Raw genomic sequence first — 23,319 nt, 5'->3', positions numbered from 1 at the left:
GTGCAGGAGAACACAGGCGCAGGATATCCAGGCGATGCCGGCGTAACCGACGACTTTGACCTCGCCGGTGTCCCGGACGCCTTCCAGCGCCTGTGGACTCCGCACCGCATGGCTTACATCAAGGGCGGCCAGCACCAGTTCAAGAACGAAAACGACTGTCCCTTCTGTGTCGGACCGGCAAGGACCGATGAAGATGCGCTGATCGTCTACCGGGGAAAGACCTGCTACGTGGTGCTGAACCTTTTTCCCTACAATCCGGGGCACCTCCTGGTCTGTCCCTACCGCCATATTCCCGACTACACGGACCTCACCGTCGAGGAGACGGCGGAGTTCGCCGAGCTGACCCAGACCGCCATGCGGGTGCTGCGGAAAGTAGCGAACCCGGGCGGATTCAACCTGGGGATGAACCAGGGCGTGGTGGGCGGAGCGGGCATTGCCGCGCACCTGCACCAGCACATTGTTCCGCGCTGGGGCGGTGACGGGAATTTCTTCCCCATCATCGCCCAGACCAAGGCGATCACGCAGACCCTTGACGAGGTCCGCCAGCAGGTCGCCGACGCCTGGCCCGGGGAGACGGATGCTGAATAAGCACGCCCGCGGGTTCTTCACCGCGCTGTTCACCCCGCTCGCCCGCTGGCTCCTTCGAATCGGCGTCTCACCGGACGCCGTGACCATCATCGGTACCGCCGGTGTGGTGGTGGGAGCCCTCGTCTTCTATCCGATGGGCCAGCTCTGGTGGGGAACACTGTTCATCACCGCGTTCATCTTCTCCGACGTCCTGGACGGCATCATGGCCAGGATGCAAGCGGTGGGCAGCCGTTGGGGCAACTTCCTCGACTCCACCCTGGACCGGATCGCCGACGGCGCCCTTTTCGCCGGCCTGGCCGTCTGGTTCTTCACCGGCGGCGCGAATGTTCCGATCGCCATGTCCGCTACCGTCTGCCTTGTCCTTGGCATGGTGGTCTCCTACGCCAGGGCAAAGGCGGAGTCGCTGGGGTTCACGGCCAACATCGGTATAGCAGAACGCGCTGAACGCCTTGTTTCCGTGCTGGTGGTGACCGGATTCACCGGCCTTGGGCTGCCGCACGTGGTGCTGCTGGTGACACTGATCCTGCTCGCCCTCGCCAGCCTCATCACCGTGATCCAGCGCATGGTGTCCGTACGCCGCCAGGCACTCGCTGAACCATCGCCTGCCGATTAACACGAATTAAGCCCGCCGGGCGCGGTAAGACTAGTATTAGGACTGCCCGATCAATGGATCCGGCAACCCGGTGTGTGTACATATGGCATCTCCGTGCCGCCCTGCACCCCCGGCGAAGGTCATCTATCTACCCATAGGGGTTTTTGTGTCTACACCTGATGTAAGCAGCGAAGCCGGTTCCTCCGCGAACAGCGTCACGGGCAGCAGCCGTGTGAAGCGGGGCATGGCTGAGATGCTCAAGGGCGGCGTCATCATGGACGTCGTCAACGTCGAACAGGCCCGCATCGCCGAAGACGCCGGTGCCGTTGCAGTAATGGCGCTGGAACGCGTTCCGGCCGATATCCGCGCCCAGGGCGGCGTGTCCCGCATGTCCGATCCGGACATGATCGACAAGATCATCGACGCCGTGTCCGTGCCGGTCATGGCCAAGGCCCGGATCGGTCACTTCGTCGAAGCCCAGGTCCTGCAGTCCCTCGGCGTGGACTACATTGACGAGTCCGAGGTCCTGACCCCGGCCGACTACGTCAACCACATCGACAAGTGGAACTTCACCGTTCCCTTTGTCTGCGGCGCCACCAACCTCGGTGAGGCGCTGCGCCGCATCAACGAGGGCGCGGCGATGATCCGCTCCAAGGGCGAGGCCGGCACCGGTGATGTCTCCAACGCCACCGGCCACATGCGCCAGATCCGTTCCGAGATCGCCAAGCTCGCAGCCCTGCCCGAGGACGAGCTGTACGTTGCGGCGAAGGAACTGCAGGCCCCGTACGAACTGGTCAAGGAAGTTGCCGCGGCCGGCAAGCTTCCCGTGGTCCTGTTCACCGCCGGCGGCATCGCCACCCCCGCCGACGCTGCCATGATGATGCAGCTCGGCGCCGACGGTGTGTTCGTCGGTTCGGGCATCTTCAAGTCCGGCAACCCCGCCCAGCGCGCCGCCGCCGTCGTTAAGGCCACCACCTTCTTCGACGACCCCGACGTTATCGCCAAGGCTTCCCGCGGCCTGGGCGAGGCCATGGTGGGCATCAACGTCGACGAGATCCCTCAGCCGCACCGCCTGGCTGAGCGCGGCTGGTAATTTCCGCCCTCTTTGGTCGCCTTTGGGGCGCCGGGCGTCGCTAAGCGGTCGCCTTGCGTCTTTATGTACGACGCCGGTTCCTCACCTTTCTCTGCTGGGGGACCGGCGTCGTACTTTTTGGGCTTGGGGAGGTTTACTCCAGGCCTCGGCGCTTCAGCAGGGGCTCCAGTTTTGCTTCGCGGCCCCGGAGGGTGCGGAAGGACTCGAGTGGGTCGCGGCTGTTTCCCCGGGACAGGAGCTCCTGCCGGAAACATGCACCGTTAGCCCGGGTGAGGCCGCCGTTTTCGGTAAACCAGTCCACCGTCTCGGCGTCCAGCACTTCGCTCCAGATGTACGAGTAGTAGCCGGCCGCGTAGCCGGCCCCCGCGAAGACGTGCTGGAAGTATCCCGTGCGGTAGCGCGGCGGAATCAGCGCATGGGCGATTCCGGCAGCCGCCAGGGCCTTGTCCTCGAACGCCAGTGCATCCTCGGGGATTTCGCTGCTCCCCAGGACATGCCAGGCCAGGTCCAGCAGCGCCGCCCCCAGGTATTCGGTAGTGGCAAAGCCCTCACCCCAGAGCCGTGATTCGTTCAGTTTGTCCACGATTTCCTGGGAAAGCGGCTCGCCGGTGGCGTAGTGCTTCGCGTAGTTGGCCAGCACCTCCGGCCACATGATCCACATCTCGTTGACCTGGGACGGGTACTCCACAAAATCGCGCGGAACCGAGGTGCCGGAAAACCGCGGATAGGTGACACTGGAGAACAGCCCGTGCAGGGCATGCCCGAACTCATGGAACGTGGTCCGCAGCTCATCCAACGTCAGCAGCGTCGGTTCGCCTGCGGGCGGCTTGGAGATGTTTAGGTTGTTGATGACCACTGGCTTGGTACCGAGCAGTTCAGACTGTTCCACCAGGGAGTTCATCCAGGCCCCGCCGCGCTTGGATTCACGGGTGTAGTAATCGCCGAGGAACAGCCCGAGGGCGCTGCCGTCCTCATTCCGGACCTCCCAGACCCGCACGTCGGGGTGGTAACCGGAGAGATCCTTCCGTTCGTGGAAGGTAATGCCGTAGAGGGATGTGGCAGCGAAGAAGACGCCGTCGGCCAGGACCCTGTCCAGTTCGAAATAGGGCCGGAGGGCCTGCTCGTCCACGTCGTACTTTTCCCGCCGGACCTTCGCGGAGTAGAACGCCCAGTCCCAGGGCTCCAAAGCGCGCCCGGCTGCCTCCGACAGAGCCGCGGCCTCGCGGTCCGCATTGCGGACCGCGGCCGGGGCCATGCGGTTCAGCATCGACTGCACCGACTCGAAATCCGGTGCTGTCTGCCGGTCCACCACCAGTTCGGCGTAGTTGGCGAAGCCCAGCAGCGAAGCTTTTTCGGCGCGCAGGGCGGCCATGGACCTGGCGAGTTCGAGCACGTCGAGGTTTCCGCCGCTGCTCCCGCGGGCCACGGAGGCTTCAAACAGCCGCCGCCGGACGTCGCGGTTCTCCAAAACGGCGAGGGCCGGCTGGTTGGTGGGCTGGATCAGCGTCAGGAGGAACTTCCCCTCATGGCCGGCCGCACGGGCTGCTTCTGCGGCGGCGGCCATGTCGTCGGCCGGCAACCCTGCCAGGTCTGCGGGGTCCTCCAGCAGCAGGGCCGCGGACTTCATCCCCTCCTTGACCCGCTGGCCGAATTCGGTTCCCAACCTGGAGAGCTCGGCATTGAGCTCCCGCAGCCGCTCCTGCCCGGGACCGTCCAGCTGAATGCCTGTCTGCCGGAACTCCTTCAGATACTCATCCACCAGACGTGCCGACTCCGGATCAAGACCCGTTGAATCGATGGCAGCGAAGCGCTCGAACAGGGCCCGGTTCAGGAACACTTCGTCCTGGTGGGCTGCAAAGCGCGGTGAAAGCTGGGTTTCCAGGTCCTGGATTTCGTCAGACGCGTCGGCAGAGACCAGGGTGAAGAACGCCGCAGCAGCCCTTTGGAGCAATTGGCCGGAGCGTTCCATCGCCACTGCCGTGTTCTCAAACGTGGCGGGATCACTGTTCTCCGCGATCGCCTGGACTTCGGCCAAGTGCTCCGCGAATCCTGCCTCAGCCGCCTGGGCATAGTGGGATGCCTCTATGTCCACGAACGAACGGGGGCAGTGCGAACGGGAGCATGCTCGGAGTGAGCAGGGGGTTTGTCATGAGGTAAATCTTCCACACAGGCCGCACCTTCTCAACGTCCCTCAAATGCTCGTGGCGTCCGTGGGCGTTGCCTAGAATGACCGCTATGGGGATTACCTGGCGAGGTGCTGCCTCGCGTGCCGGGTCCACGACAGTGGCCTTGGTCGCGGCTGCTGTGCTGGCAGGCTGCGGCCTCGTGGCGGAACAGGACGGGCAGCCGCTGCGGACGGCGGAGTCTGCTCCACAGAGTCCGGGTTCGGGCATCGCGTCGCTCACGGACACCGGTCCTGCCCCTAGCCCCACAGCCACACCTAGACCCACCCCCACACCCACGCCGGGTAAGGGCCCGGCCTGCCCAATGGTCCGGTGCACCACCGTGCTGGTCACCGGCGACATGTTGATCCACACCCAACTCTGGCAACAGGCGCAGCAGGACGCCGCAGCCGCCGGCAAGCCGGGCATGGATTTTGGGCCACTCCTGGAAGGGCAACGCAGGTACATCAACAACAGCGACCTCGCCATCTGCCACCAGGAGACGCCGGTGGCCGGCCCGGACGGTCCGTTTTCTGCGTACCCGTCGTTCAATGTTCCGCCCCAGATCATCACCGCGTCCAAGGACGTGGGGTACCAGGCCTGCACCACCGCCAGCAACCACACCATTGACCGTGGCACCGACGGGCTGCTGCGCACCCTGGACGCCCTGGATGCTGCCGGCCTTAAACACACAGGCTCCTACCGGACTGAAAGCGAATCCCACGGCATCCTCATCATGCAGACGGCGGCAGCAAAAGTCGCCATTATCCAAGCCACGTACGGGCTCAACGGACTGGTCCCTGAATATCCCTGGCAGGTGGACATGCTGGACACCGCATCCATGATTGCCAAGGCCGAAAAGGCAAGGACGTTGGGGGCGGACATTGTCCTGGCCGCCATGCACGCGGGTGATGAGTACGCCAGCGAACCGAACGCCCAGCAGGAGGAGGTGGCGCGTGCCCTGGTGGACAGCCGGCAGTTCAACCTGGTCTATGGCCACCACACCCACTCGGTGCTGCCCATCGAAAACTACAAAGGCACCTGGATTGTGTACGGCCTGGGCAACGGCGTCACGGAGCTGTCTCCCTGGTACGTGGTCAATAACGAGGGCCTGCTGGTGAGGGCGCAGTTTGGCCAGGACGTGTCAGGAAAGTGGTCGGCCACAGACCTGGCGTGGGCGCCATCGGTGATTGTCCGCGACCCGTACCGCTGGTGTTCCGTCGCCGCTGATGCGCCGCAGGGACAGTGTGCCGGTCCCGAGGAGGACATCGCCACCAGGCAGCGGACCAGCACGGTGGTGGAATCCCGCGGTGCGGGGGCAGCGGGTGCCCACGAACTCCTGATAACCCGCGAACCCTAAGCCTGGCCGCCAAAAGGTGCGGGCCGCCGTCGGCCGCTCGACGCTGTGCCAGTCAGCGCGGGCGGCGCGCCGCGTGTTCCCTCGCCAGTTCCGCGTAATGGTCATCCGGGTGGCCGGGCTGGAATGTGCCGTACTTCCGCTCGGCCGCCGTCCGGATCAGGAAGTCGGCAATGGCTGGATTCTTCGGCAGCAACGACCCGTGCAGGTAGCTCGCCACGATGTTGCGGTACCGGGCACCTTCGTGGCCGTCGCTGCTGTTGTTTCCTGTCCCTTTGGCTACCGTGCCGAGCGGCCGCACCCCGTTGCCGAGCGTGGTCTGCCCGCTGTGGTTCTCGTAACCCAGCACCTCGCCGAACTCGGGCGTAGCCACCTTGACGTTGCCGATCAGGCGCTCCTCAGTGCCGTGGGTTTCCACGTCAAGAATGCCGATGCCGGGAATTACTGCTCCGGTGCGCGTTTTGAAGAACCGTCCGAAAAGCTGGTACAGCCCGCAGATGACCAGCATCGGCGCGCCGTCCTCAGCCAGGTCCTTCAGCGCTCCCGCGCGTGCCTGCAGGTCGTCCTGGATGACCAGCTGGCCGCTGTCCTGGCCGCCGCCGCCCACGATGATGTCCACGTCCTTTGGGAAGGGATCACCAACGTTGTATTCGAGCAGTTCCGGGGTGTAACCGTGCCATCTGATGCGTTGCTGAAGGACCAGGGCGTTGCCCCAGTCGCCGTAGATGTTCATGTCGCGGGGGTAGAGCTGGACTATCCGGATGGTGCCCTTGCTCGCGGAGCTATCCGTTGCAGGATCCGCGCCTGACTGGCTCAAGAGACAACCTCCACGGTGGTGATTTTGGACAGCTCGCGGCGGATGGCCAGCATGGCTGTGTAGGTGCAGAAGATGCGCTTCGGCTTGCCCTGGGCTTCCCTAATAAAGGAGGCAAGGGCAGGCGTAATCTCGGGCTCGACCCCGCCGATCCGCACGTCGTCGTACTGCAGGCGCAAGGCCATGTCGTAGGCGCGGGAGCCGGTGAGCTGGTCCACTCCGCCCTCTCGCAGGGAGTCGAATTCCACATCCCACAGCCAGGACATGTCCCGGCCATCGGCGTAGTTGTCGTTGATGGCAATCATGGTGGCATAGCCGCGGGCGGGGAAGGACTTCAAGCCAAGCCGGAACCCGCTGGGGTTCTTGACCAGGACCAGGTCTAGGGGCTGCCCATCGACCGTGAGGCTTTCCCCGCGGCCGAAGGCAGGCGCAACCTGGGCGAGTGCGGCCAGCAGGGTGTCGTGGTCGGCGGTGGCTGCGCCACCGCCGCAAATGCTGCGGGCCAGGGTCAGTGCCGCCGCCGCATTGAAGATGTTGTAGACGCCGCGAAGCTTCATCCCGGTGGTGACCGTGACGCCGTCGTACTCAAATTCGGCGGTGTCCGCACCCACTTTGCGGAGGACGACGTCGGCGGCAGGCTTCTCGGGAAGGCCCGCCGGAGCGGGACTTCCGGGAGCGGCGCGCATGTCGTCGTCGTTGGGGAAGGTGCCCAGCAGCGAATCGTCCAGGCCGAAGTACTTGACGTCCTGCCCGGTCAGGGTGCTGGCGATCCTGGCGACGCGGGGGTCCTCCCGGTTCAGCACCACTGTTCCGGTGGTCTTGGCGGCGATGTGCTGGAGCAGCTGGGCCGTCTTGTCGATCTCACCGAACCGGTCCAGCTGGTCGCGGAGGACGTTCAGGAGCAGGCAGTAACGGGGCGGGACGCTGTTGACGAAGTGCACGGCGTGGGCCTCGTCGAGCTCCAGGACGGCGACGTCGGCATCGAGCCGGCCCCGCCAGTCCACTTCACCCAGCAGTGCGGCGGCGACGCCCCTCGTGAAGTTACTGCCGGTGCGGTTGGTGAAAACCTTCAGCCCCTGGCTCTCCAGCAGCTCCACCACCATTTTGGTGGTGGTTGTTTTGCCGTTGGTACCGCTGACCACGGCCACGCCGTGGGGCAGCGTGGTGAGGGTCCGCCGCATGAAGCCGGGATCGATTTTTTCGACCACCAGCCCGGGCAGGGCAGAGCCGCCGCCCCGTAGCCGGGACACCCGGCGGACCAGCTTGCCGAGCGGAACACTGAAGTAGAGCATGCTTCGAATATATCCCAGCAACGGCATGCAAGGGCCGTCGGGGCGGGTCTCCGGCGCCGGTCGGGAAGGCCGCGCCCCGTATGCTGGATGGATGACAAATTCCCCTTCAGCTGCTTCCGCGCGCGTGGGCTCGGGCCTGCGGATCGGCGTGCTGGCGCTTCAAGGTGACTTCCGCGAGCACCTCCATGCCATCGAAGCAACCGGAGCCGAGGGCGTCGGGATCCGCCGTCCAAAGGAACTGGACGGCCTGGACGGGCTGATCATTCCTGGCGGTGAATCCACCGCGATCGACAAGCTCGCCCGCGCCTTCGACCTCGCGGGACCCCTTCGGGAGCGGATTGCAGAGGGCCTGCCCGTTTACGGTTCCTGTGCCGGCATGATCCTGCTCGCCGCGGACATCGCTGATCCAGCCACAGACCTCGCCGGAGCTCCGCAACAGACCTTCGGCGGACTTGATATCACCGTCCGGCGCAACGCGTTCGGCCGGCAGCGCGAGTCCTTCGAAACGGACCTTGACTTCAAGGGACTCGATTTCAGCGCCACCGAAACCGGTGTTCCTCCGGTCCACGCCGTCTTCATCCGGGGCCCCTGGGTGGAACGCGTCGGCCCGGACGTGGAGATCCTTGCCCAGGTGGAACCGGCGGATCCGGAGCACGCCTCCCACGCGGTCCCGCTGCCCGGGACGGCTAGAATTGTTGCAGTGCGTTCCGGCCAGTTGCTGGCCACCTCCTTCCATCCGGAAGTGACCGGGGAAAAACGCGTACATGAACTTTTTATCCGCATGATCAGAGGAGAAGCGTAAAGCATGTCAGGCCACTCCAAATGGGCGACGACCAAGCACAAGAAGGCGATCATTGACAGCCGCCGCGCCAAGTCGTTCGCCAAGCTGATCAAGAACATCGAAGTTGCAGCCCGGATGGGCGGCCCGGACCTCGCCGGCAACCCCGGCCTGGAACTTGCCGTCACCAAGGCGAAGAAGACCTCGGTCCCCAACGACAACATCGACCGTGCCATCAAGCGCGGCGCCGGCCTCACCGGTGAAGTGGTTGACTACACGGAAATTATGTACGAAGCCCGCGGCCCGCAGGGCTCCGCGCTGCTGGTCGAGTGCCTCACGGACAACAAGAACCGTGCCGCCTCCGAGGTGCGCCTGGCCATCTCACGCAACGGCGGCACCATCGCCGACCCCGGATCCGTGAGCTACCTCTTCGCCCGCAAAGGCGTTGTCAACCTGCCCAAGAACGGCCTCAGCGAGGACGACGTCCTGATGGCAGTCCTGGACGCCGGCGCGGAGGAAGTCAAGGACAACGGGGAAACGTTCGAGATCCACTCCGAACCGGGTGACCTGCAGGCCATCCGCGAGGCACTCAACGAAGCCGGCATCGAGTACGACACCGACGAGGTGGAGTTTGTCCCCTCCATGCAGGTGGAACTCGACGTCGACGGCGCCCGCAAGTTCCTGAAGCTCGCAGACGCCCTCGAAGACCTCGACGACGTGCAGAACGTCTACAGCAACGCCGACCTCAGCGACGAAGTCCAGGCTGCCCTGGAATCCGAGTGACGCCCGGCCTTGCATGCTGAAACCGGACGCCCGTGACGCTGCGCGTACTGGGGGTTGACCCCGGACTGACCCGCTGCGGCATCGGCGTGGTGGACGTCGAACGGAACAGGCGTGCCACCATGGTGGCCGTTGGGGTGGTCGGGACCTCTCCGGACGAAACGCTGGACCAGCGCCTCCTGGTGATCGCGCTGGCAATCGACGAATGGCTGGACCGTTACGAGCCCCAGGTGCTCGCCGTCGAGCGTGTCTTCTCCCAGCTGAACGTCAGCACCGTGATGGGGGTGGCCCAGGCGTCCGGCGTGGTCATCGCCGCTGCCGCGCGGCGCGGGATCCCGGTGGCACTGCACACGCCGTCGGAAGTCAAAGCCGCAGTTACCGGCAGCGGATCCTCCAACAAGGATGCGGTAACCAAGCTGGTTACCAAGATCCTGCGGCTGGACGCGCCGCCGCGCCCGGCCGACGCGGCGGACGCCCTGGCGCTGGCCATCACGCATGCCTGGCGCGCCGGCAGCGGCGCGGCCGTTGCCACCACCGGGCCCGGCAGTTCTTCGCTCACGCCGGCCCAAAGAGCGTGGGCTGAAGCCGAAGCGAAGGTGCGGCGCGCACGCTGATTGTCCTGGCTGCTTGCTAGGGTATTCGTAGATATGTTCGGATCGCCGGTCCAATTCCTGGAGCCCGGCAGTAAACAGGAGCCAGGCCCTTGATCAGTTTCCTCCGCGGAACCGTAGCGCACGTTGGCCTGTCCACGGCCGTCATCGACCTCAATGGCGCGGGCATGAGCGTCAACGCCACGCCGCAGACCCTCAGCCGGCTCCGCACGGGCGAGGAGGGGCAGCTTTTTACCTCCCTGATCGTCCGGGAGGATTCGCTGACCCTCTTCGGTTTCGCGTCCGACGACGAGCGGGAAGTTTTCGATGTCCTGCTCAGTGTCAGCGGGGTGGGGCCGCGGCTTGCCCTGGCGGTTCTCGCTGTCCATGACCCGGAAGCTATCCGGGTGGCTGCACATACCGGGGACAGCAAAACGTTCACCAAGGTGCCCGGTATCGGGCCCAAGGTCGCCGGCCGGATCGTCCTGGAACTCGCAGGAAAGCTGGTTCCGCACGGCACCGGTGGCACGGCCAGCGCGCCCACCCCTGCAGAGGCTGCCTGGAAGCCCCAAGTGGTCGCGGCCATGACCAGCCTCGGCTGGTCCGAAAAGGACGCGTCGGCAAGTATCGACAAGGCATTGGCCGATGATCCCGAGGTCTCGTTCCGCGGCAATGTCCCGGAGATCCTGCGGACCACCCTTCGCTGGCTGGGCCAGGACGGGGCCCGCGCCGGCAACCGCGTAGGCAGCCGTGGTTGAACCGTCAGTGGTGGCCGCAGGGGAGGAGCCGGAGGAGCGCGCCATCGAGGCCGCCCTCCGGCCCAAGAACCTGCACGACTTCGTGGGCCAGCACCGGGTCCGCAAGCAGCTTTCCCTGGTGCTGCAGGCCTCCCGGATGCGGGGCCGGAGCGCGGACCATGTGCTGTTCTCCGGCCCGCCCGGCCTCGGCAAGACCACGCTGGCCATGATCGTTGCGTCCGAGATGAACGCCCCGCTGCGGATCAGCAGCGGCCCCGCCATCCAGCACGCCGGAGACCTGGCGGCCATCCTCTCCTCCCTGTCGGAGGGCGAGGTCCTGTTTTTGGACGAGATCCACCGCATGTCCCGGCCGGCAGAAGAAATGCTCTACATGGCCATGGAGGACTTCCGTGTGGACATCGTGGTGGGCAAGGGAGCCGGTGCCACGGCGATTCCGCTTGAACTTCCGCCGTTCACCCTTGTTGGCGCTACGACCCGCGCCGGCCTCCTGCCCGGGCCGCTGCGCGACCGCTTCGGCTTCACCGGGCACCTTGAGTTCTATTCCGTCGCCGAGCTCGAGCTCGTCCTGCGGCGCTCCGCGGGTCTGCTGGACCTCAAGGTCAATTCCGCCGGCTTCAGCGAAATCGCCGGCCGTTCACGCGGCACGCCCCGCATCGCCAACAGGTTGCTGCGGCGGGTACGCGACTGGGCGCTGGTCCACGGCATCGAACAGATCGACGCGCGGGCGGCGTCAGCTGCGCTGGATATGTACGAAGTGGACAAAAAAGGACTGGACAGGCTCGACCGGTCAGTCCTGGAGGCGCTGATCACCAAGTTCGGCGGCGGCCCTGTCGGGCTGTCCACCCTGGCCATCGCCGTCGGCGAAGAAACCGAGACCGTGGAAACGGTGGCCGAACCCTTCCTGGTCCGCGAGGGACTCCTGGGCCGCACTCCTCGGGGCCGGATCGCCATGGCCCCCGCCTGGACCCACCTTGGCTACGCCATCCCTGCCGGGGTCTTCGGGCAGGAGCCGCTGGACCTGTTCGAAACGGCCGGCGACGACGCTGACGGCAAGGAAGACTGGGCCCCGCAGAGCCAATAACAGGCTCCCTTCAGCTTTTCCCTTTAGACTGGTATGACGCTCGGCACGTTCGGGTCTTTGTTCCTGCAGCCACCAGAATGCGGCTGCTCCGGCGGAGAAGGAAATCCGTCAGGTTTTCTGTCCGCCAGTCCGGCCAGCGGACGGAACTCATCGGACGTCGCCGGTAACCGGCCAGGCACGCAATAGAACGGATTTCTCCCTTGGATCTAATGTCAATACTCCTCTTCGTCATGCTTGGCGTGTTCATCTTCATGATGTTCCGCCGCAACAAGAAGACGCAGCAGCAGCAGGCTGAACTCCAATCGCAGTTCGCTCCGGGCGTTGAGGTCATGACCAGCTTCGGTCTTTTCGGCCGCATCGTCGACATGGACGACGTCGAGAACAAGGTCACCCTGGAACTCTCCCCGGGCAACCTCGCCACGGTGCACCGCCAGGCCGTCACCAAGATCGTGGAGCCCGTCGCGGTTTCCGACGAGGACGCACCGGCTGTGCCCGCCGTGCCGGATGACGCTTCATCCCTCACCGCCCGCGAAACCGGCACCCAGTCCGCGTCAGTGGAGACCCCGGACGAGACCCTGAAGCGACTCAATGACGAGGGCAAGAAGGACAACTAGTCCCGCTGGTTCTACACAACACCTCTACGGCTGCGGATCGCCGCCGGTGCCGGCACCAAGCATGCACCGGCGGTTCCTCCGTGAATAAGAGAAAGATCAACAATGGCACGAACTGGCCTTAAGAAACCGGGCCTCAGGGTCCTGGTCTGGCTCGGCGTAATCCTCGCCGTGCTGACTGCTGTCCTTGCCGGCGGCACCATGGCCGGACAGGCGAGCTGGGCGCCGAAGCTGGCGCTGGACCTCGAAGGCGGCACCCAGATGATTCTGGCGCCGAAGGTCGAGGGCGGTTCGGACATCAACGAAGAACAGCTCAACCAGGCTGTGGCCATCATCCGCCAGCGCGTGGACGGTTCCGGCGTCGCTGAAGCAGAGATCAGCACCCAGTCGGGGCGCAACGTGGTGGTCAGCCTTCCAGGCACCCCCTCAAGCCAGACGCGCGACCTCATCCAGGCTTCCGCGGACATGAACTTCCGCCCGGTCCTCCTCAACGGTGCGGGCGCACCCGTCCCGGAGGAGTCGCGGGCTCCCGAGGACCAACTGCCTAAGCCGACGGCGGAACCCGCCAACAGCAGCGACACCAACTGGATCACGCCGGAAATCTACCGCCAGTTCGAAGCCCTTGACTGCGACAACCCGTCCCAGGACGAGCAGGAACGCTCGGATCCGGCCAAGCCGCTGGTGACCTGTGAGCCCGCCTCCGGAACGAACCCGGCCATCAAGTACATCCTCGGTCCGGTAGAGGTCAAGGGCAGCAACATCGTCACGTCCTCCTTCCAGCTCCAGCAGGGCGCACAGGGCGCCGTCACTAACGAGTGGGCCGTCAACATCCAGTTCGACGACGAAGGCACCGCCAAGTTCAAAGAGGTCACCGAACGCCTGAACCAGTTCTACGTGGCTGCCGGCGGCGATACCGGAAACGACCCCAAGGCCCAGTTCGCCATTGTGCTGGATGACCAGGTGATCTCCGCGCCCCGCTCGCTTGCCGTCATTACTGACGGCCGGCCCCAGATTACCGGCGGCTTCACGGAACAGAGCGCCAAGGCCCTGTCCGACCAGCTCCGCTTCGGCGCCCTGCCCATCAGCTTCGAGATCCAGAGTGAGCAGCAGATCTCTGCCACCCTCGGTGGCGAACAGCTGCGCATGGGCCTCCTCGCGGGCGTGATCGGCCTGCTGCTGGTGGTGGTGTACTCGCTCTTCCAGTACCGGGCCCTCGGCTTCGTGACCATTGCCTCGCTGGTGGTGGCCGGCATACTGACCTATCTCGCCATCGCCATCCTGGGCTGGACCGAAAACTACCGGTTGTCCCTGGCCGGAGTGGCCGGCATCATCGTCGCCATCGGCCAGACGGCAGACTCATTCATCGTCTACTTCGAGCGCATCCGCGATGAGCTCCGTGAGGGACGCGGCCTGGTGTCCGCCGTCGAAAACGGCTGGAAGCGGGCCAAGCGCACCGTCCTGGCTTCCAAGGCCGTCAACCTCCTTGCAGCCCTGGTCCTGTACTTCGTAGCGGTGGGCAACGTCCGTGGTTTTGCCTTCACCCTTGGCCTCACGGCCATCGCCGACCTCATTGTGGTGTTTATGTTCACGCACCCCACCCTGCAGTTGCTGGCACGCACCAGGTTCTTTGGTGAAGGCCACCGGCTGTCCGGCCTCGACCCCAAGCGTCTGGGCGCCGTGCCGCTCTACCGTGGTGCAGGCCGAATCCGTACGCCCGAAGACAAGCCTGCCGCCGTGGTACGCACCAAGAATGCCGGTGCCGCGGCCGAGGCAGAGCGCCGGATGACCATTGCCGAACGCCGGATGGCGCAGAAGCAGGAGCAGCTCGCAGGCTCCTCCAAGTCTGCAGCGAAGGAGAACAAGTAATGCCAAGCTTCGCGAATTTCGGCAACGAGCTCTACACAGGCAAACGCTCCTACAACTTTGTGGGCGCCAAGAAGATCTGGTTCATCATTGCGGCGGTTGCCGTTGCCCTGTCCATCCTGATTCCCGTGGCCAAGGGCGGCTTCAACCTCGGCATCGAGTTCCGCGGCGGGTCCGAGTTCACCGTCTCAAACGTCCAGACGACTGACGCGGCCTTGGGCGAAAAGGCCGTCACGGATGTGGTGGAGGGCAGCGTTCCGCGCGTAGCCAACGTGGCCGGGACCACCATGCGGATCCAGACCGACAAACTGACCGACGACGAAACCCTTCGCATCAAGGAGGGCCTGACCGCGGCGTACGGCGTCACGGACAACGAAGTGACGTCAACGTTCGTGGGTCCGACGTGGGGTGCAGACGTAACCAAGCAGGCACTGATCGGCCTGGTGATTTTTGTGCTCCTGGCCGCGGTGCTGATGGCGTTGTACTTCCGCACCTGGAAGATGTCACTCTCGGCAATCGCCGGCATGGTGGTCACGATGTTCGTCACGGCAGGGGTGTACGCCCTCAGCGACTTCGAAGTCACCCCGTCCGCCATTATCGGGTTCCTGACCGTCCTCAGCTACTCGCTGTACGACACGGTGGTGGTGTTCGACAAGATCCGCGAGAATACCGCGGACCTGGACGCCTCAACCCGGCGCACTTTTGCTGAGGAAGTCAACCTGGCGGTGAACCAGACCCTGGTCCGCTCGATCAACACCATGATGGTGGCGATCCTCCCCGTGGGTGCCATCCTGTTCATTGGTGCGGGCCTGCTGGGCGCGGGAACCCTGCGCGACCTATCTCTTGCGCTGTTCGTCGGCATCCTGATTGGCACCGCAGCCACGATTTTCGTCGCGGCCCCCATGTACGCCTGGCTGCGCCAGAACGAGCCCGATCTGGTCAGGCAGGCCAAGCGGGTGGAGCACCGCCGTGCCGAGGCTGCTTCCAGGTCTGGAGCAACGGCGGTGGAGCCGGCCCAAACCTAAGCCGCTGGTGCCGGGCCGGGCCGTGTCAGAACCTTGACACGGCCCGGCCCGTCCTGTTTTAAGGGCCGGTTTAAAAAGTCCCCCGGCGGAGGAATAGACTGAAGTAATTAAACGGTGGTGAGGGGTGCTTCATTGGAAGAACGTTCGGCGTCGGTGCCAACGGCACAGGGAGATAAAAGTCCTTCCGGTCTGCAGACCGGTGCGGCTGCTTCCGCACGTCCGGGTTCGTTGGTTCCCGTGGACAACTCCGGGTCCCGCCCCACGTTCCCGGGCCGTAGGGAGCGCACCCGCTCCAGGCTTGCCCGGCTGACAGGACGCGGCGCGGCCAATTATTCGCCCATCCTCGAGCCGCTGCTGAGGACGGTCAGGGCCAACAATCCCAAAGAGGATTTTGACCTGATCCAGCGCGCTTTCGACGTGGCGGAGCAAAGCCACCGGGGGCAGAAGCGCAAGAGCGGCGATCCCTACATCACCCACCCTGTTGCGGTGGCCACCATCCTTGCCGAACTGGGCCTGAGCGGGACAACCCTGGCGGCGGCTCTCCTGCACGACACCGTCGAGGACACCCCGTACACCCTTGCCGACCTGAAGCGCGATTTCGGGCCTGAAGTGGCCATGCTCGTTGACGGCGTGACCAAGCTGGACAAGGTCAGCTTCGGGGAAGCAGCGCAGTCCGAGACCGTGCGCAAGATGGTCGTGGCCATGGCCAAGGACATCCGCGTCCTCATGATCAAACTGGCGGACCGGCTTCACAACGCCCGCACGTGGCGTTTTGTGTCCGCCGAATCTTCGGCCCGCAAGGCCCGGGAAACGCTGGAAATCTTTGCCCCGCTTGCACACCGCCTGGGTATGAACACCATCAAGTGGGAACTGGAAGACCTCTCCTTCGCGGCGCTGTACCCGAAGGTGTACGAAGAGATTGTCCGCATGGTGGGGGACAGGACCCCTGAGCGGGAGAAGAGCCTGAGCGTCATCCGCGACCAGATCACGGAAGACCTCCGCACTGCCCGCATCAAGGCGACCATCACGGGCCGTCCCAAGCATTACTACTCGATTTACCAGAAGATGATTGTCCGCGACAAGGACTTCGACGACATCAACGACCTCATGGGTGTACGTGTCCTGGTGGACTCCGTCCGGGACTGTTACGCAGCCCTTGGTACCATGCACTCGCGGTGGAACCCGCTGCCCGGCAGGTTCAAGGACTACATCGCGATGCCGAAGTTCAACATGTACCAGTCGCTGCACACCACCGTGATCGGCCCGGGCGGCAAGCCGGTGGAAATTCAGATCCGGACCCACGAGATGCACCGCCGCGCCGAATACGGCGTGGCGGCACACTGGAAGTACAAGGACCAGCCCAACCGGACTGCCGTGGGCCCGGGCAGCCCCCGCGACGGCGACATGGGCTGGCTGCGGTCGCTGGTGGACTGGCAGCAGGAAACGTCGGATCCTGGCGAGTTCCTTGACTCGCTCCGGTTCGAGATCAACGCCCGTGAGGTGTTCGTTTTCACGCCCAAGGGTGAGGTCATGGCCTTGCCGGCTGGATCTACTCCGGTGGACTTCGCGTATGCCGTCCATACCGAGGTGGGGCACCGGACCATCGGCGCCCGGGTCAACGGGAAGCTGGTTCCGCTCAACAGCGAGTTGAACCACGGCGACTGGGTGGAGATCTTCACCTCCAAGGCCGAAGGCGCCGGACCCAGCCAGGACTGGCAGCATTTCGTCAAGAGTGCCAGGGCCCGCAACAAGATCCGGCAGTGGTTCAGCAAGGAACGCCGTGAAGAGGCGATCGACCGCGGCAAGGAACTGCTGACCCGGGCCATGCGGAAGCAGAATCTTCCCCTGCAGCGCCTGATGACGCACGAGGCCCTGGCCGCAGTAGCGCAGGAATTCAAGTACGTTGACATTTCCGGCCTGTACGCCGGCGTTGGCGACGGCCACACCTCCGCGCAGTCGGTCATGGAGAAGCTCGTCGAAAGTCTCGGCGGCAACGAAAGCACCGACGACGACATCACCGAAGTCAGCGTCCCCACCCAGGTAACGAAGGCACGGTTCTCCGATTCAGGCGTTGTGGTCCGCGGCGTCGGTGACGTCTGGGTGAAGCTTGCCCGCTGCTGCACTCCTGTGCCGCCGGATCCCATCCTCGGCTTCGTGACCAGGGGCTCGGGGGTGTCAGTACACCGCACCGACTGCACCAACATCTCGGACCTGAAGGACCAGCCGGACCGGATCGTTGACGTGGACTGGGCGCCCACGCAGTCCAGCGTGTTCCTGGTGGAAATTCAGGTGGAGGCGCTGGACCGCAAATCCCTGCTGTCCGACGTGACGCGTGTGCTGTCCGAAAACCACGTGAACATCCTCGCAGCGAGCGTCCATACCTCCACGGACCGGGTGGCCATCTCAAAGTTCGCCTTCGAGATGGGGGACCCCAAGTATCTGCACCACGTCCTTAGTGCCGTCCGTCGCATTGACGGGGTTTTCGACGTCTACCGCACCACCGGGAACAAGCGCCGGAGCTAGCATGGCCAACTTCTCCAGCGCTGCTTTCTTATGGGGAACGCGGGGGCTGGCCTCGATGGCAAGTACCAGCAAACGCAGGCGCACATCGTTCTGCGGGCGGGCGAGCAGCCCCTGAAGCGTGGGAATGGCGCGTTCGGCCTCCACATGAATGGCGACATCAAGGGCAGTCCGCAGGGGACTGGAGACCATCAGGCCGCCGAGGCTGACGACGTCAAAGGGACCAAGCCTCACCTCGTGCAGGGTGCAGCCCCTGGTGTTCCGGAGGCTTGAAACCCGCCGCTTCGCGTCCACCAGGAGGGCAATCCGGTCCGGTTCGCCCGCGCAGCCGTAAATCCATGCCGCTGTCATACGGCCCGCGACTACCCGCTGGCGGACAGCCGCGGGGACGGCCCCCGCTGCAGCCCGTGCCCGCAACTGCGGGGAGGCTGTGGCACCGGGCAACGTGTAGCCGTGCTGATGGAAACGTTCCAGCAGGCCGTCCGAGGCCAAGGATTGCAGCTCCGGCGACGCAAAAGGCATGCCAGGGGCGTACAACTCAGGAAAACGGGGTGCTGCTTCTCCGCCCTGGACATGGTCCTTGGCGGAGGGAGGAGTTGATGGATTCGCCATCCACCCATCCTGCCGCGCCTGCGCTTAACAGGCACAGGCCCGGCACCGGATATGTGGATAACCGGGGCCGGGCCTGGAGTAAGTGGCGGCGTGTATGGGCCGACCGATAAGCCTAGGACAGCTCGCTGGCCGAACGCTGGATCTGGTCAAGCCACGCCTGCCGTGCTTCAAGGGCTTCCTGCGCGGCCTTGATCCGACGCTGGTCGCCGGTTTTCTCGGCCTTGGCGAGGTCGTCCTGCAGCCCGGCGATGGCGGATTCCAGCTGGGAGAGGGCGCTGTTGGTGCGTGCTTTCCGTTCAGGGTTGGACCGCTGCCACTGTTCTTCCTCAGCGTGGCGCACTGCGTCCTCAACCTTGCGCAGTCCGGCTTCAATGCGTCCCATGTCTGCCCGGGGGACCTTGCCGGCCTCTTCCCAGCGGTCCCGAACGGACTGCAGGGCCTTCTTAGCGGCCCCGAGGTCCTTCACGGGGAGGATCGCGTTGGCCTCGGTCAGGAGGGCTTCCTTGACCGTGAGGTTTGCCGCGTACTCCTGGTCGATCTCGTCATTAGCGGACTGGCGGTTTGTAAAGAAGACGTCCTGGGCGGCCCGGAACCGTGCCCACAGGGCGTCGTCGTCCTTCCGGCTGGCGCGCGGGGAGGCCTTCCACTGGTCCATCAGGCGGCGGTACTCGCCGGCGGCGAAACCCCAGTCGGTGGAGGTGGACAGCGCTTCCGCTTCGGCGATCAGCTTTTCCTTGGCCGACTTGGCAGCGGAGTTGTTGCTGTCCAGCTGTGAGAAGTAGGCACGGCGGTGCCGGTCAAAGACGGTGCGCGCAGCACGGAAGCGCTTCCACAGGGCGTCCTCGTTGCTGCGTCCCAACCGGACTCCGCTCTTCTGGGCAGTCTTCCAGCTCTCGAAGAGTTCGTTCATCCTGGCGCTGGAGGTCTTCCACTGCGTCTGGGCCGGGTCCTGGCCGGAAATCTGCTCTGCTTCGGCAACGATCGCCTCGCGTGCGGCGAGCTCGGAGGCGCGGACGGCCTCGTGCTCAGCCTTTTCCGCCTTTTCCAGCTCAGCAATCTGGGTGGAGAGCTCGTCGAGGCGCGCCTCCGCGGACCGGAGGTCGCCCACCATATTCCGCTCGGCCAGCTGTTCGCGGAGGTGCGTGACGGTCTTCTGCATGTCGGTGCTCGGGGCCTTGGAGCTGACGCGCTGCTCGAGCAGCACAATCTGGGCCACTACGTCGTCGTATTTCCGGGCAAAGTACGCCAGGGCTTCGTCGTCACTGACGTCCGGGTACTGGCCGACAGGGTGCTCGGCGCCGTCGATGGTCAGGAAAACGTGTCCGTCGCCCTCAACGCGTCCCCATTTCGAGGCTTCCGCCAGCGAAGTGGACGGCGCTGGTGCGACCGGTGCTGCGGCAGGTGCGGCAGCGGGCTTGGGGCGGGAGGCAAAAGCAGCCGGGGAGGGCGCCGGGCGGGGCGCCGCTGCCGGGGCACTGCTCTCCGGTTCGTTGCCCTCTGGTTCGTTGCTCTCCGCGGCGTTCTCCGCCGGGGCTTCCGCTGCCGGGGCGTTGCTCTCCGCGGCGTTCTCCGCCGGGGCTTCCGCTGCCGGGGCGTTGCTCTCCGCGGCGTTCTCCACCGGGGCCTCCGCTGCCAGGGTGGTGGCTGCTTCAGATGCTGCGTCGTCGGCGGCAGATGCCGTCGTCTCGGTCAGGTCTGTTGCTGTTTCGTCGGATTTCTGACTGTCTGTCACCGCTAAAAGTCTTTCGCTTGGAGGAAAATACTCAGGTCCTGCGCCGCAGCCGCCGGGGCCGGGCCTCCTACTTCAGAGAAAACGAGTCTATCGTGACTGGTTCCACAGGTGCGCCGTCTGTGTCGCTGCTGCCCGGCGTAATTCCGGCGGAAGCTATGTTCGACACCACTTCCAGGCCGGAGGTCACCCTTCCCACCACCGTGTACCCGCCGGCGGTATCGGCCGGGATGACCGTGTCCTTGTAGACGATAAAGAACTGCTGTCCGTTCCCAAAGGCGTTATTGCCCGTACGGGCTACGGCGACAGTTCCGGCGGGATAAGTGTTGTCCGCGGGGGTGTTTTCTAGCGGTCCCCACGTGTAGTCAGGATCGCCCTGGCCCTCAGGGCCGGAGGCGCCGCATTGCAGCAGCCCAAAGGTCTCGCCGGTGGTGAGGCGGTGGCAGGATTTTCCGTTGTAATAGCCCTCATCGCTGAGGGACTTGAAAACAGCGGCGGCCTGCGGGGCGGTTGTCCCGTCAAGCTCCACCGCGAGGGCGCTCCCGTTAAGGACCAGGTCTCCGGTGAACGTCTTGCCCGCAGCGGTCTCGGCCGCCGGGATATTCGGGCCGTTGGTGGCCTGGGCAGTCGGGCTCGCAGGTGCCGACGCGGACGGGCTGGTCAGCCCGGCCTCGGCTGCGGCGAACTCCTCCTCAGTCGGATTACCGGCAAAAGCGGTGAGCTGGAGTACGACGGCGAGGACAACGGCGGCGGTTCCGGCACCGGCGGCGATGACGTTGTCCCGCTTACGACGCTTCTCCTGGTCCCGCCGCAGCTCGCGCTTGGCTTCCATCTGCTGGATGCGGCGCTTTGCTTCGCGGGCGCTGCGTGAACTGGCCGCCAAGGGTCCTCCTTATTGTCGGGCTGCTGCACAGCGTGGCGTGAGGCCTCGGGCGCAGTTGTCTGACGGCCGAGCCCTGACGGTCCGCCGCATTAGAGATGCCGGCGGATGACGCATAAACTGACTGCCGCACATAGTTTATGCATGACTGGCTGGACTGCCGCCGTTCCTGGCCCGTTTCGGGATGCCGGGCAAGTCCCCAGGCACAACACCTACGAGGAGAAAATCCACCATGGCACGCACCGCCTCCCTGTCCGGATTCCCCGAGTGGCTTCCCGAGGAGCGGCTGGTGGAGCTGCATGTGCTGGACACGCTCCGCCGGGTATTTGAGCTGCATGGCTTCTCTTCCATCGAGACCCGGGCCGTGGAAACGGTTGGCCAGCTGCTGCGCAAGGGTGAGATTGACAAGGAAGTGTACGGCCTCAGCCGGCTGCAGGAGGACGAGAGCGACAATCCGGTCAAGGGAGGCAAGGCCGATCCGCACGCCCTTGCCCTGCACTTTGATCTCACCGTCCCGTTTGCCCGTTATGTGGTGGAGAACGCCGGCTACCTCGCCTTCCCGTTCCGCCGTTACCAGATCCAGAAGGTTTGGCGCGGTGAGCGTCCCCAAGAAGGCCGTGCCCGTGAATTCACACAGGCAGACATCGACGTGGTGGGGGACGGCGAGCTGCCCTTCCGGTACGACGTCGAAATCGCGCTGGTGATTGCCGAGGCCCTCAGCGCCCTCCCCATCCCGGACTTCCGCCTTCGGATCAATAACCGCAAGCTCGCGGAGGGCTTCTATCGGGGCATCGGGCTCGAGGACACTGCCGGCGTGCTGCGCAGTATCGACAAACTCGAAAAGATCGGCCCGGACAAGGTGGCTGACCTGCTCAAGGCCGAACTGGGGGCAACCGACGAACAGGCGCAGAAGGCGCTGCAGCTGGCTGCGATCCGCACGGAGGACACATCCTTCGTGGCACAGGTTCAGGCGCTGGGGGTGAGCAACGAGCTGCTGGATGAGGGCTTGAACGAGCTGGAACAGGTGATCGAAGCGGCTGTCCAGCGCGCCCCCGGCAAGGTGGTGGCTGACCTCAGCATCGCCCGCGGCCTGGACTACTACACCGGCACCGTTGTGGAAACCGTACTGGTGGGCCACGAGCAGCTGGGCTCCATCTGCTCCGGCGGTCGTTACGACGCGCTGGCGTCAAAGGGCAACCGGAAGTTTCCGGGGGTGGGCCTTTCCATCGGTGTCACCCGGCTGGTCTCCCGCATCCTCAGCCAGGAACTGGCCAGGGCCTCGCGATCGGTTCCGACCGCAGTCCTCGTTTCCCTCGCCTCCGATGACAGCTGGAGTGCGGCACAGGACGTTGCAGCCCAGCTCCGCAGCCGTGGGATCGCCACCGAGGTCGCGGCAAAGGCGGAGAAGTTCGGCAAGCAGATCAAGTTCGCCGACCGCCGGGGCATCCCCTTCGTCTGGTTTACGGACGACGACGGCACCCACCAAGTGAAGGACATCCGCACCGGCGAACAGGTGGTCGCGTTCCCGGAAACCTGGACCCCCCCGTCGGAGGATCTGACCGTTCAAGTGGCCTCAACAGTGCCGGTGGCATCCGGGGTTTAGGGACCTGACGTTCTACGTCATCACCGATTGCTTGAAGTGGGCGCGTTTAAGTGCCGCGGTGCGCTCCCGGTGCTGACGACAGTGGTGCGGGGCAGCAGCCCCTGCGGTCGCCAAGGTGCCGGTCAAGCTAGTTCTGGTCATTTGGGTGCCGGGCAGTGGGGGAGCTGGTGACCGGTATCGGTGGCCCGTGGGTGTGCGGAATTCTACTGAGTGTCGGGGTCCCGGGATGGGTGTGGCTGTCCATCCGGGTGCTTCTTTGGTGTGGTTGCAGGCTTCGCAGAGGCCTTGTCCGTTTCCGCTGTTGGTGGGGCCGTCTTGGTGCCAGGGGATGATGTGGTCGTGGTGGCGGATGGGCGCGTCGCAGTAGGGGGTGCGGCAGGTGTCGTCCCTGATTTGAATGAACCGGCGGAGCCCCGGTGGGAAGAGCCGTGCCTTGGAGTCCATCGCGACCAGTTCGCCGGTGGTTGGGGCGGTGTAGAGCCGGCGAAGCCAGACCTTGAACCCAGCACTCTCCAGGGGTGCTGTTTCCCTGCCGACAGGCTCTGAGCGAAACGCTCCCATGACCGCGTTTCTGGCCCAGCTGCCGGGGAC

Annotated in this window: 20 protein-coding genes and 1 pseudogene; 14 read left to right on the top strand and 7 right to left on the bottom strand. The window is 65.0% G+C overall.

The features are described from left to right. The 3 genes from AC5RUQ_RS18975 to pdxS all read left to right on the top strand — a co-directional run bounded on the left by AC5RUQ_RS18975 (position 1) and on the right by pdxS (position 2,273). Positions 1-588 (top strand): HIT family protein, encoded by a 588-nt coding sequence (locus AC5RUQ_RS18975; RefSeq protein ID WP_430225503.1) that lies wholly within the window; start codon positions 1-3, stop codon positions 586-588. Next, entirely contained in the window at positions 578-1,201 is a 624-nt protein-coding gene (gene pgsA / locus AC5RUQ_RS18970) for a phosphatidylinositol phosphate synthase (RefSeq protein ID WP_493948847.1), read from the top strand. The genes AC5RUQ_RS18975 and pgsA overlap by 11 nt, the downstream gene beginning before the upstream one ends. Before the next feature lie 145 nt (positions 1,202-1,346). Then, the gene (pdxS, locus tag AC5RUQ_RS18965; RefSeq protein ID WP_430225502.1) at positions 1,347-2,273 is read left to right on the top strand and encodes a pyridoxal 5'-phosphate synthase lyase subunit PdxS; all 927 of its coding nucleotides are present in this window, start codon (positions 1,347-1,349) and stop codon (positions 2,271-2,273) included. A gap of 133 nt (positions 2,274-2,406) precedes the next feature. On the opposite strand, the pseudogene AC5RUQ_RS18960 reads toward pdxS, so the two are convergent. Beyond that, positions 2,407-4,423: pseudogene (locus AC5RUQ_RS18960) on the bottom strand (M3 family metallopeptidase). A gap of 76 nt (positions 4,424-4,499) precedes the next feature. On the opposite strand from AC5RUQ_RS18960, the gene AC5RUQ_RS18955 reads away from it, so the two are divergent. After that, a complete protein-coding gene (locus tag AC5RUQ_RS18955) occupies positions 4,500-5,795 on the top strand; it encodes a CapA family protein (RefSeq protein WP_493948846.1) in 1,296 nt (431 codons plus the stop codon). A gap of 52 nt (positions 5,796-5,847) precedes the next feature. On the opposite strand, the gene AC5RUQ_RS18950 is transcribed toward AC5RUQ_RS18955, so the two are convergent. Next, positions 5,848-6,609, bottom strand: a complete 762-nt coding sequence (locus AC5RUQ_RS18950) for a type 1 glutamine amidotransferase (RefSeq protein WP_493948845.1) — start codon at positions 6,607-6,609, stop codon at positions 5,848-5,850. Then, complete coding sequence (locus tag AC5RUQ_RS18945) at positions 6,606-7,898, bottom strand: MurT ligase domain-containing protein (protein WP_493948844.1); 1,293 nt, start codon at positions 7,896-7,898, stop codon at positions 6,606-6,608. Before AC5RUQ_RS18945 ends, AC5RUQ_RS18950 begins: the two co-directional genes overlap by 4 nt. A gap of 91 nt (positions 7,899-7,989) precedes the next feature. Between AC5RUQ_RS18945 and pdxT the strand changes: the two genes are divergently transcribed. The 9 genes from pdxT (at position 7,990) to AC5RUQ_RS18900 (ending at position 17,907) form a co-directional block, all read left to right on the top strand. Then, the gene (gene pdxT / locus AC5RUQ_RS18940; protein ID WP_493948843.1) at positions 7,990-8,700 is read left to right on the top strand and encodes a pyridoxal 5'-phosphate synthase glutaminase subunit PdxT; all 711 of its coding nucleotides are present in this window, start codon (positions 7,990-7,992) and stop codon (positions 8,698-8,700) included. Positions 8,701-8,703: 3 nt separating this feature from the next. Continuing rightward, on the top strand, positions 8,704-9,459 hold the full coding sequence (locus AC5RUQ_RS18935) for a YebC/PmpR family DNA-binding transcriptional regulator (RefSeq protein WP_256249738.1): 756 nt from the start codon (positions 8,704-8,706) through the stop codon (positions 9,457-9,459). Positions 9,460-9,491: 32 nt separating this feature from the next. Beyond that, entirely contained in the window at positions 9,492-10,070 is a 579-nt protein-coding gene (gene ruvC / locus AC5RUQ_RS18930) for a crossover junction endodeoxyribonuclease RuvC (RefSeq protein WP_493948842.1), read from the top strand. 89 nt (positions 10,071-10,159) lie between these two features. Further along, positions 10,160-10,804 (top strand): Holliday junction branch migration protein RuvA, encoded by a 645-nt coding sequence (ruvA, locus tag AC5RUQ_RS18925; RefSeq protein ID WP_493948841.1) that lies wholly within the window; start codon positions 10,160-10,162, stop codon positions 10,802-10,804. Continuing rightward, complete coding sequence (gene ruvB, locus AC5RUQ_RS18920) at positions 10,797-11,885, top strand: Holliday junction branch migration DNA helicase RuvB (protein ID WP_493948840.1); 1,089 nt, start codon at positions 10,797-10,799, stop codon at positions 11,883-11,885. Before ruvA ends, ruvB begins: the two co-directional genes overlap by 8 nt. A 209-nt stretch (positions 11,886-12,094) precedes the next feature. Beyond that, a complete protein-coding gene (yajC, locus tag AC5RUQ_RS18915) occupies positions 12,095-12,499 on the top strand; it encodes a preprotein translocase subunit YajC (protein ID WP_430226356.1) in 405 nt (134 codons plus the stop codon). 102 nt (positions 12,500-12,601) lie between these two features. Next, complete coding sequence (gene secD / locus AC5RUQ_RS18910; protein WP_493948839.1) at positions 12,602-14,362, top strand: protein translocase subunit SecD; 1,761 nt, start codon at positions 12,602-12,604, stop codon at positions 14,360-14,362. Continuing rightward, a complete protein-coding gene (gene secF, locus AC5RUQ_RS18905) occupies positions 14,362-15,384 on the top strand; it encodes a protein translocase subunit SecF (RefSeq protein ID WP_493948838.1) in 1,023 nt (340 codons plus the stop codon). Before secD ends, secF begins: the two co-directional genes overlap by 1 nt. Before the next feature lie 132 nt (positions 15,385-15,516). After that, complete coding sequence (locus AC5RUQ_RS18900; RefSeq protein WP_256249729.1) at positions 15,517-17,907, top strand: RelA/SpoT family protein; 2,391 nt, start codon at positions 15,517-15,519, stop codon at positions 17,905-17,907. Here AC5RUQ_RS18900 and AC5RUQ_RS18895 read toward each other — a convergent pair. The 3 genes from AC5RUQ_RS18895 to AC5RUQ_RS18885 all read right to left on the bottom strand — a co-directional run bounded on the left by AC5RUQ_RS18895 (position 17,788) and on the right by AC5RUQ_RS18885 (position 21,128). Beyond that, on the bottom strand, positions 17,788-18,516 hold the full coding sequence (locus tag AC5RUQ_RS18895) for a type IV toxin-antitoxin system AbiEi family antitoxin (RefSeq protein WP_493948837.1): 729 nt from the start codon (positions 18,514-18,516) through the stop codon (positions 17,788-17,790). The genes AC5RUQ_RS18900 and AC5RUQ_RS18895 overlap by 120 nt on opposite strands. 112 nt (positions 18,517-18,628) lie before the next feature. After that, positions 18,629-20,248 carry a DUF349 domain-containing protein gene (locus tag AC5RUQ_RS18890; protein WP_493948836.1) on the bottom strand — a complete coding sequence of 540 codons (1,620 nt, stop codon included), beginning with the start codon at positions 20,246-20,248 and terminating at the stop codon, positions 18,629-18,631. A gap of 67 nt (positions 20,249-20,315) precedes the next feature. Next, positions 20,316-21,128, bottom strand: coding sequence for a peptidylprolyl isomerase (locus AC5RUQ_RS18885; RefSeq protein WP_493948835.1), 813 nt, complete (start codon positions 21,126-21,128; stop codon positions 20,316-20,318). A 229-nt stretch (positions 21,129-21,357) separates the two neighbouring features. On the opposite strand from AC5RUQ_RS18885, the gene hisS reads away from it, so the two are divergent. After that, positions 21,358-22,728, top strand: a complete 1,371-nt coding sequence (gene hisS, locus AC5RUQ_RS18880; protein WP_493948834.1) for a histidine--tRNA ligase — start codon at positions 21,358-21,360, stop codon at positions 22,726-22,728. A 12-nt stretch (positions 22,729-22,740) separates the two neighbouring features. Here hisS and AC5RUQ_RS18875 read toward each other — a convergent pair. Then, positions 22,741-23,319, bottom strand: a 579-nt coding sequence (locus AC5RUQ_RS18875; protein WP_493948833.1) for an HNH endonuclease, incomplete at its 5' end; no start/stop codon positions are given.

This window comes from Arthrobacter sp. MDT2-3 (genome assembly GCF_059090465.1).
Note: the sequence above shows the minus strand (reverse complement) of the source record. Positions and strands in the feature narration are given on the sequence as shown.

Excerpts from the sequence above, each read along its gene's own strand:
- hisS (WP_493948834.1), top strand. The coding sequence starts at position 21,358 with ATGGCACGCACCGCCTCCCTGTCCGGATTCCCCGAGTGGCTTCCCGAG.
- secD (WP_493948839.1), top strand. The coding sequence starts at position 12,602 with ATGGCACGAACTGGCCTTAAGAAACCGGGCCTCAGGGTCCTGGTCTGG.
- AC5RUQ_RS18955 (WP_493948846.1), top strand. The coding sequence starts at position 4,500 with ATGACCGCTATGGGGATTACCTGGCGAGGTGCTGCCTCGCGTGCCGGG.
- AC5RUQ_RS18935 (WP_256249738.1), top strand. The coding sequence starts at position 8,704 with ATGTCAGGCCACTCCAAATGGGCGACGACCAAGCACAAGAAGGCGATC.
- pdxT (WP_493948843.1), top strand. The coding sequence starts at position 7,990 with ATGACAAATTCCCCTTCAGCTGCTTCCGCGCGCGTGGGCTCGGGCCTG.
- pgsA (WP_493948847.1), top strand. The coding sequence starts at position 578 with ATGCTGAATAAGCACGCCCGCGGGTTCTTCACCGCGCTGTTCACCCCG.
- yajC (WP_430226356.1), top strand. The coding sequence starts at position 12,095 with ATGTCAATACTCCTCTTCGTCATGCTTGGCGTGTTCATCTTCATGATG.
- AC5RUQ_RS18945 (WP_493948844.1), bottom strand. The coding sequence starts at position 7,898 with ATGCTCTACTTCAGTGTTCCGCTCGGCAAGCTGGTCCGCCGGGTGTCC.
- AC5RUQ_RS18895 (WP_493948837.1), bottom strand. The coding sequence starts at position 18,516 with ATGGCGAATCCATCAACTCCTCCCTCCGCCAAGGACCATGTCCAGGGC.
- secF (WP_493948838.1), top strand. The coding sequence starts at position 14,362 with ATGCCAAGCTTCGCGAATTTCGGCAACGAGCTCTACACAGGCAAACGC.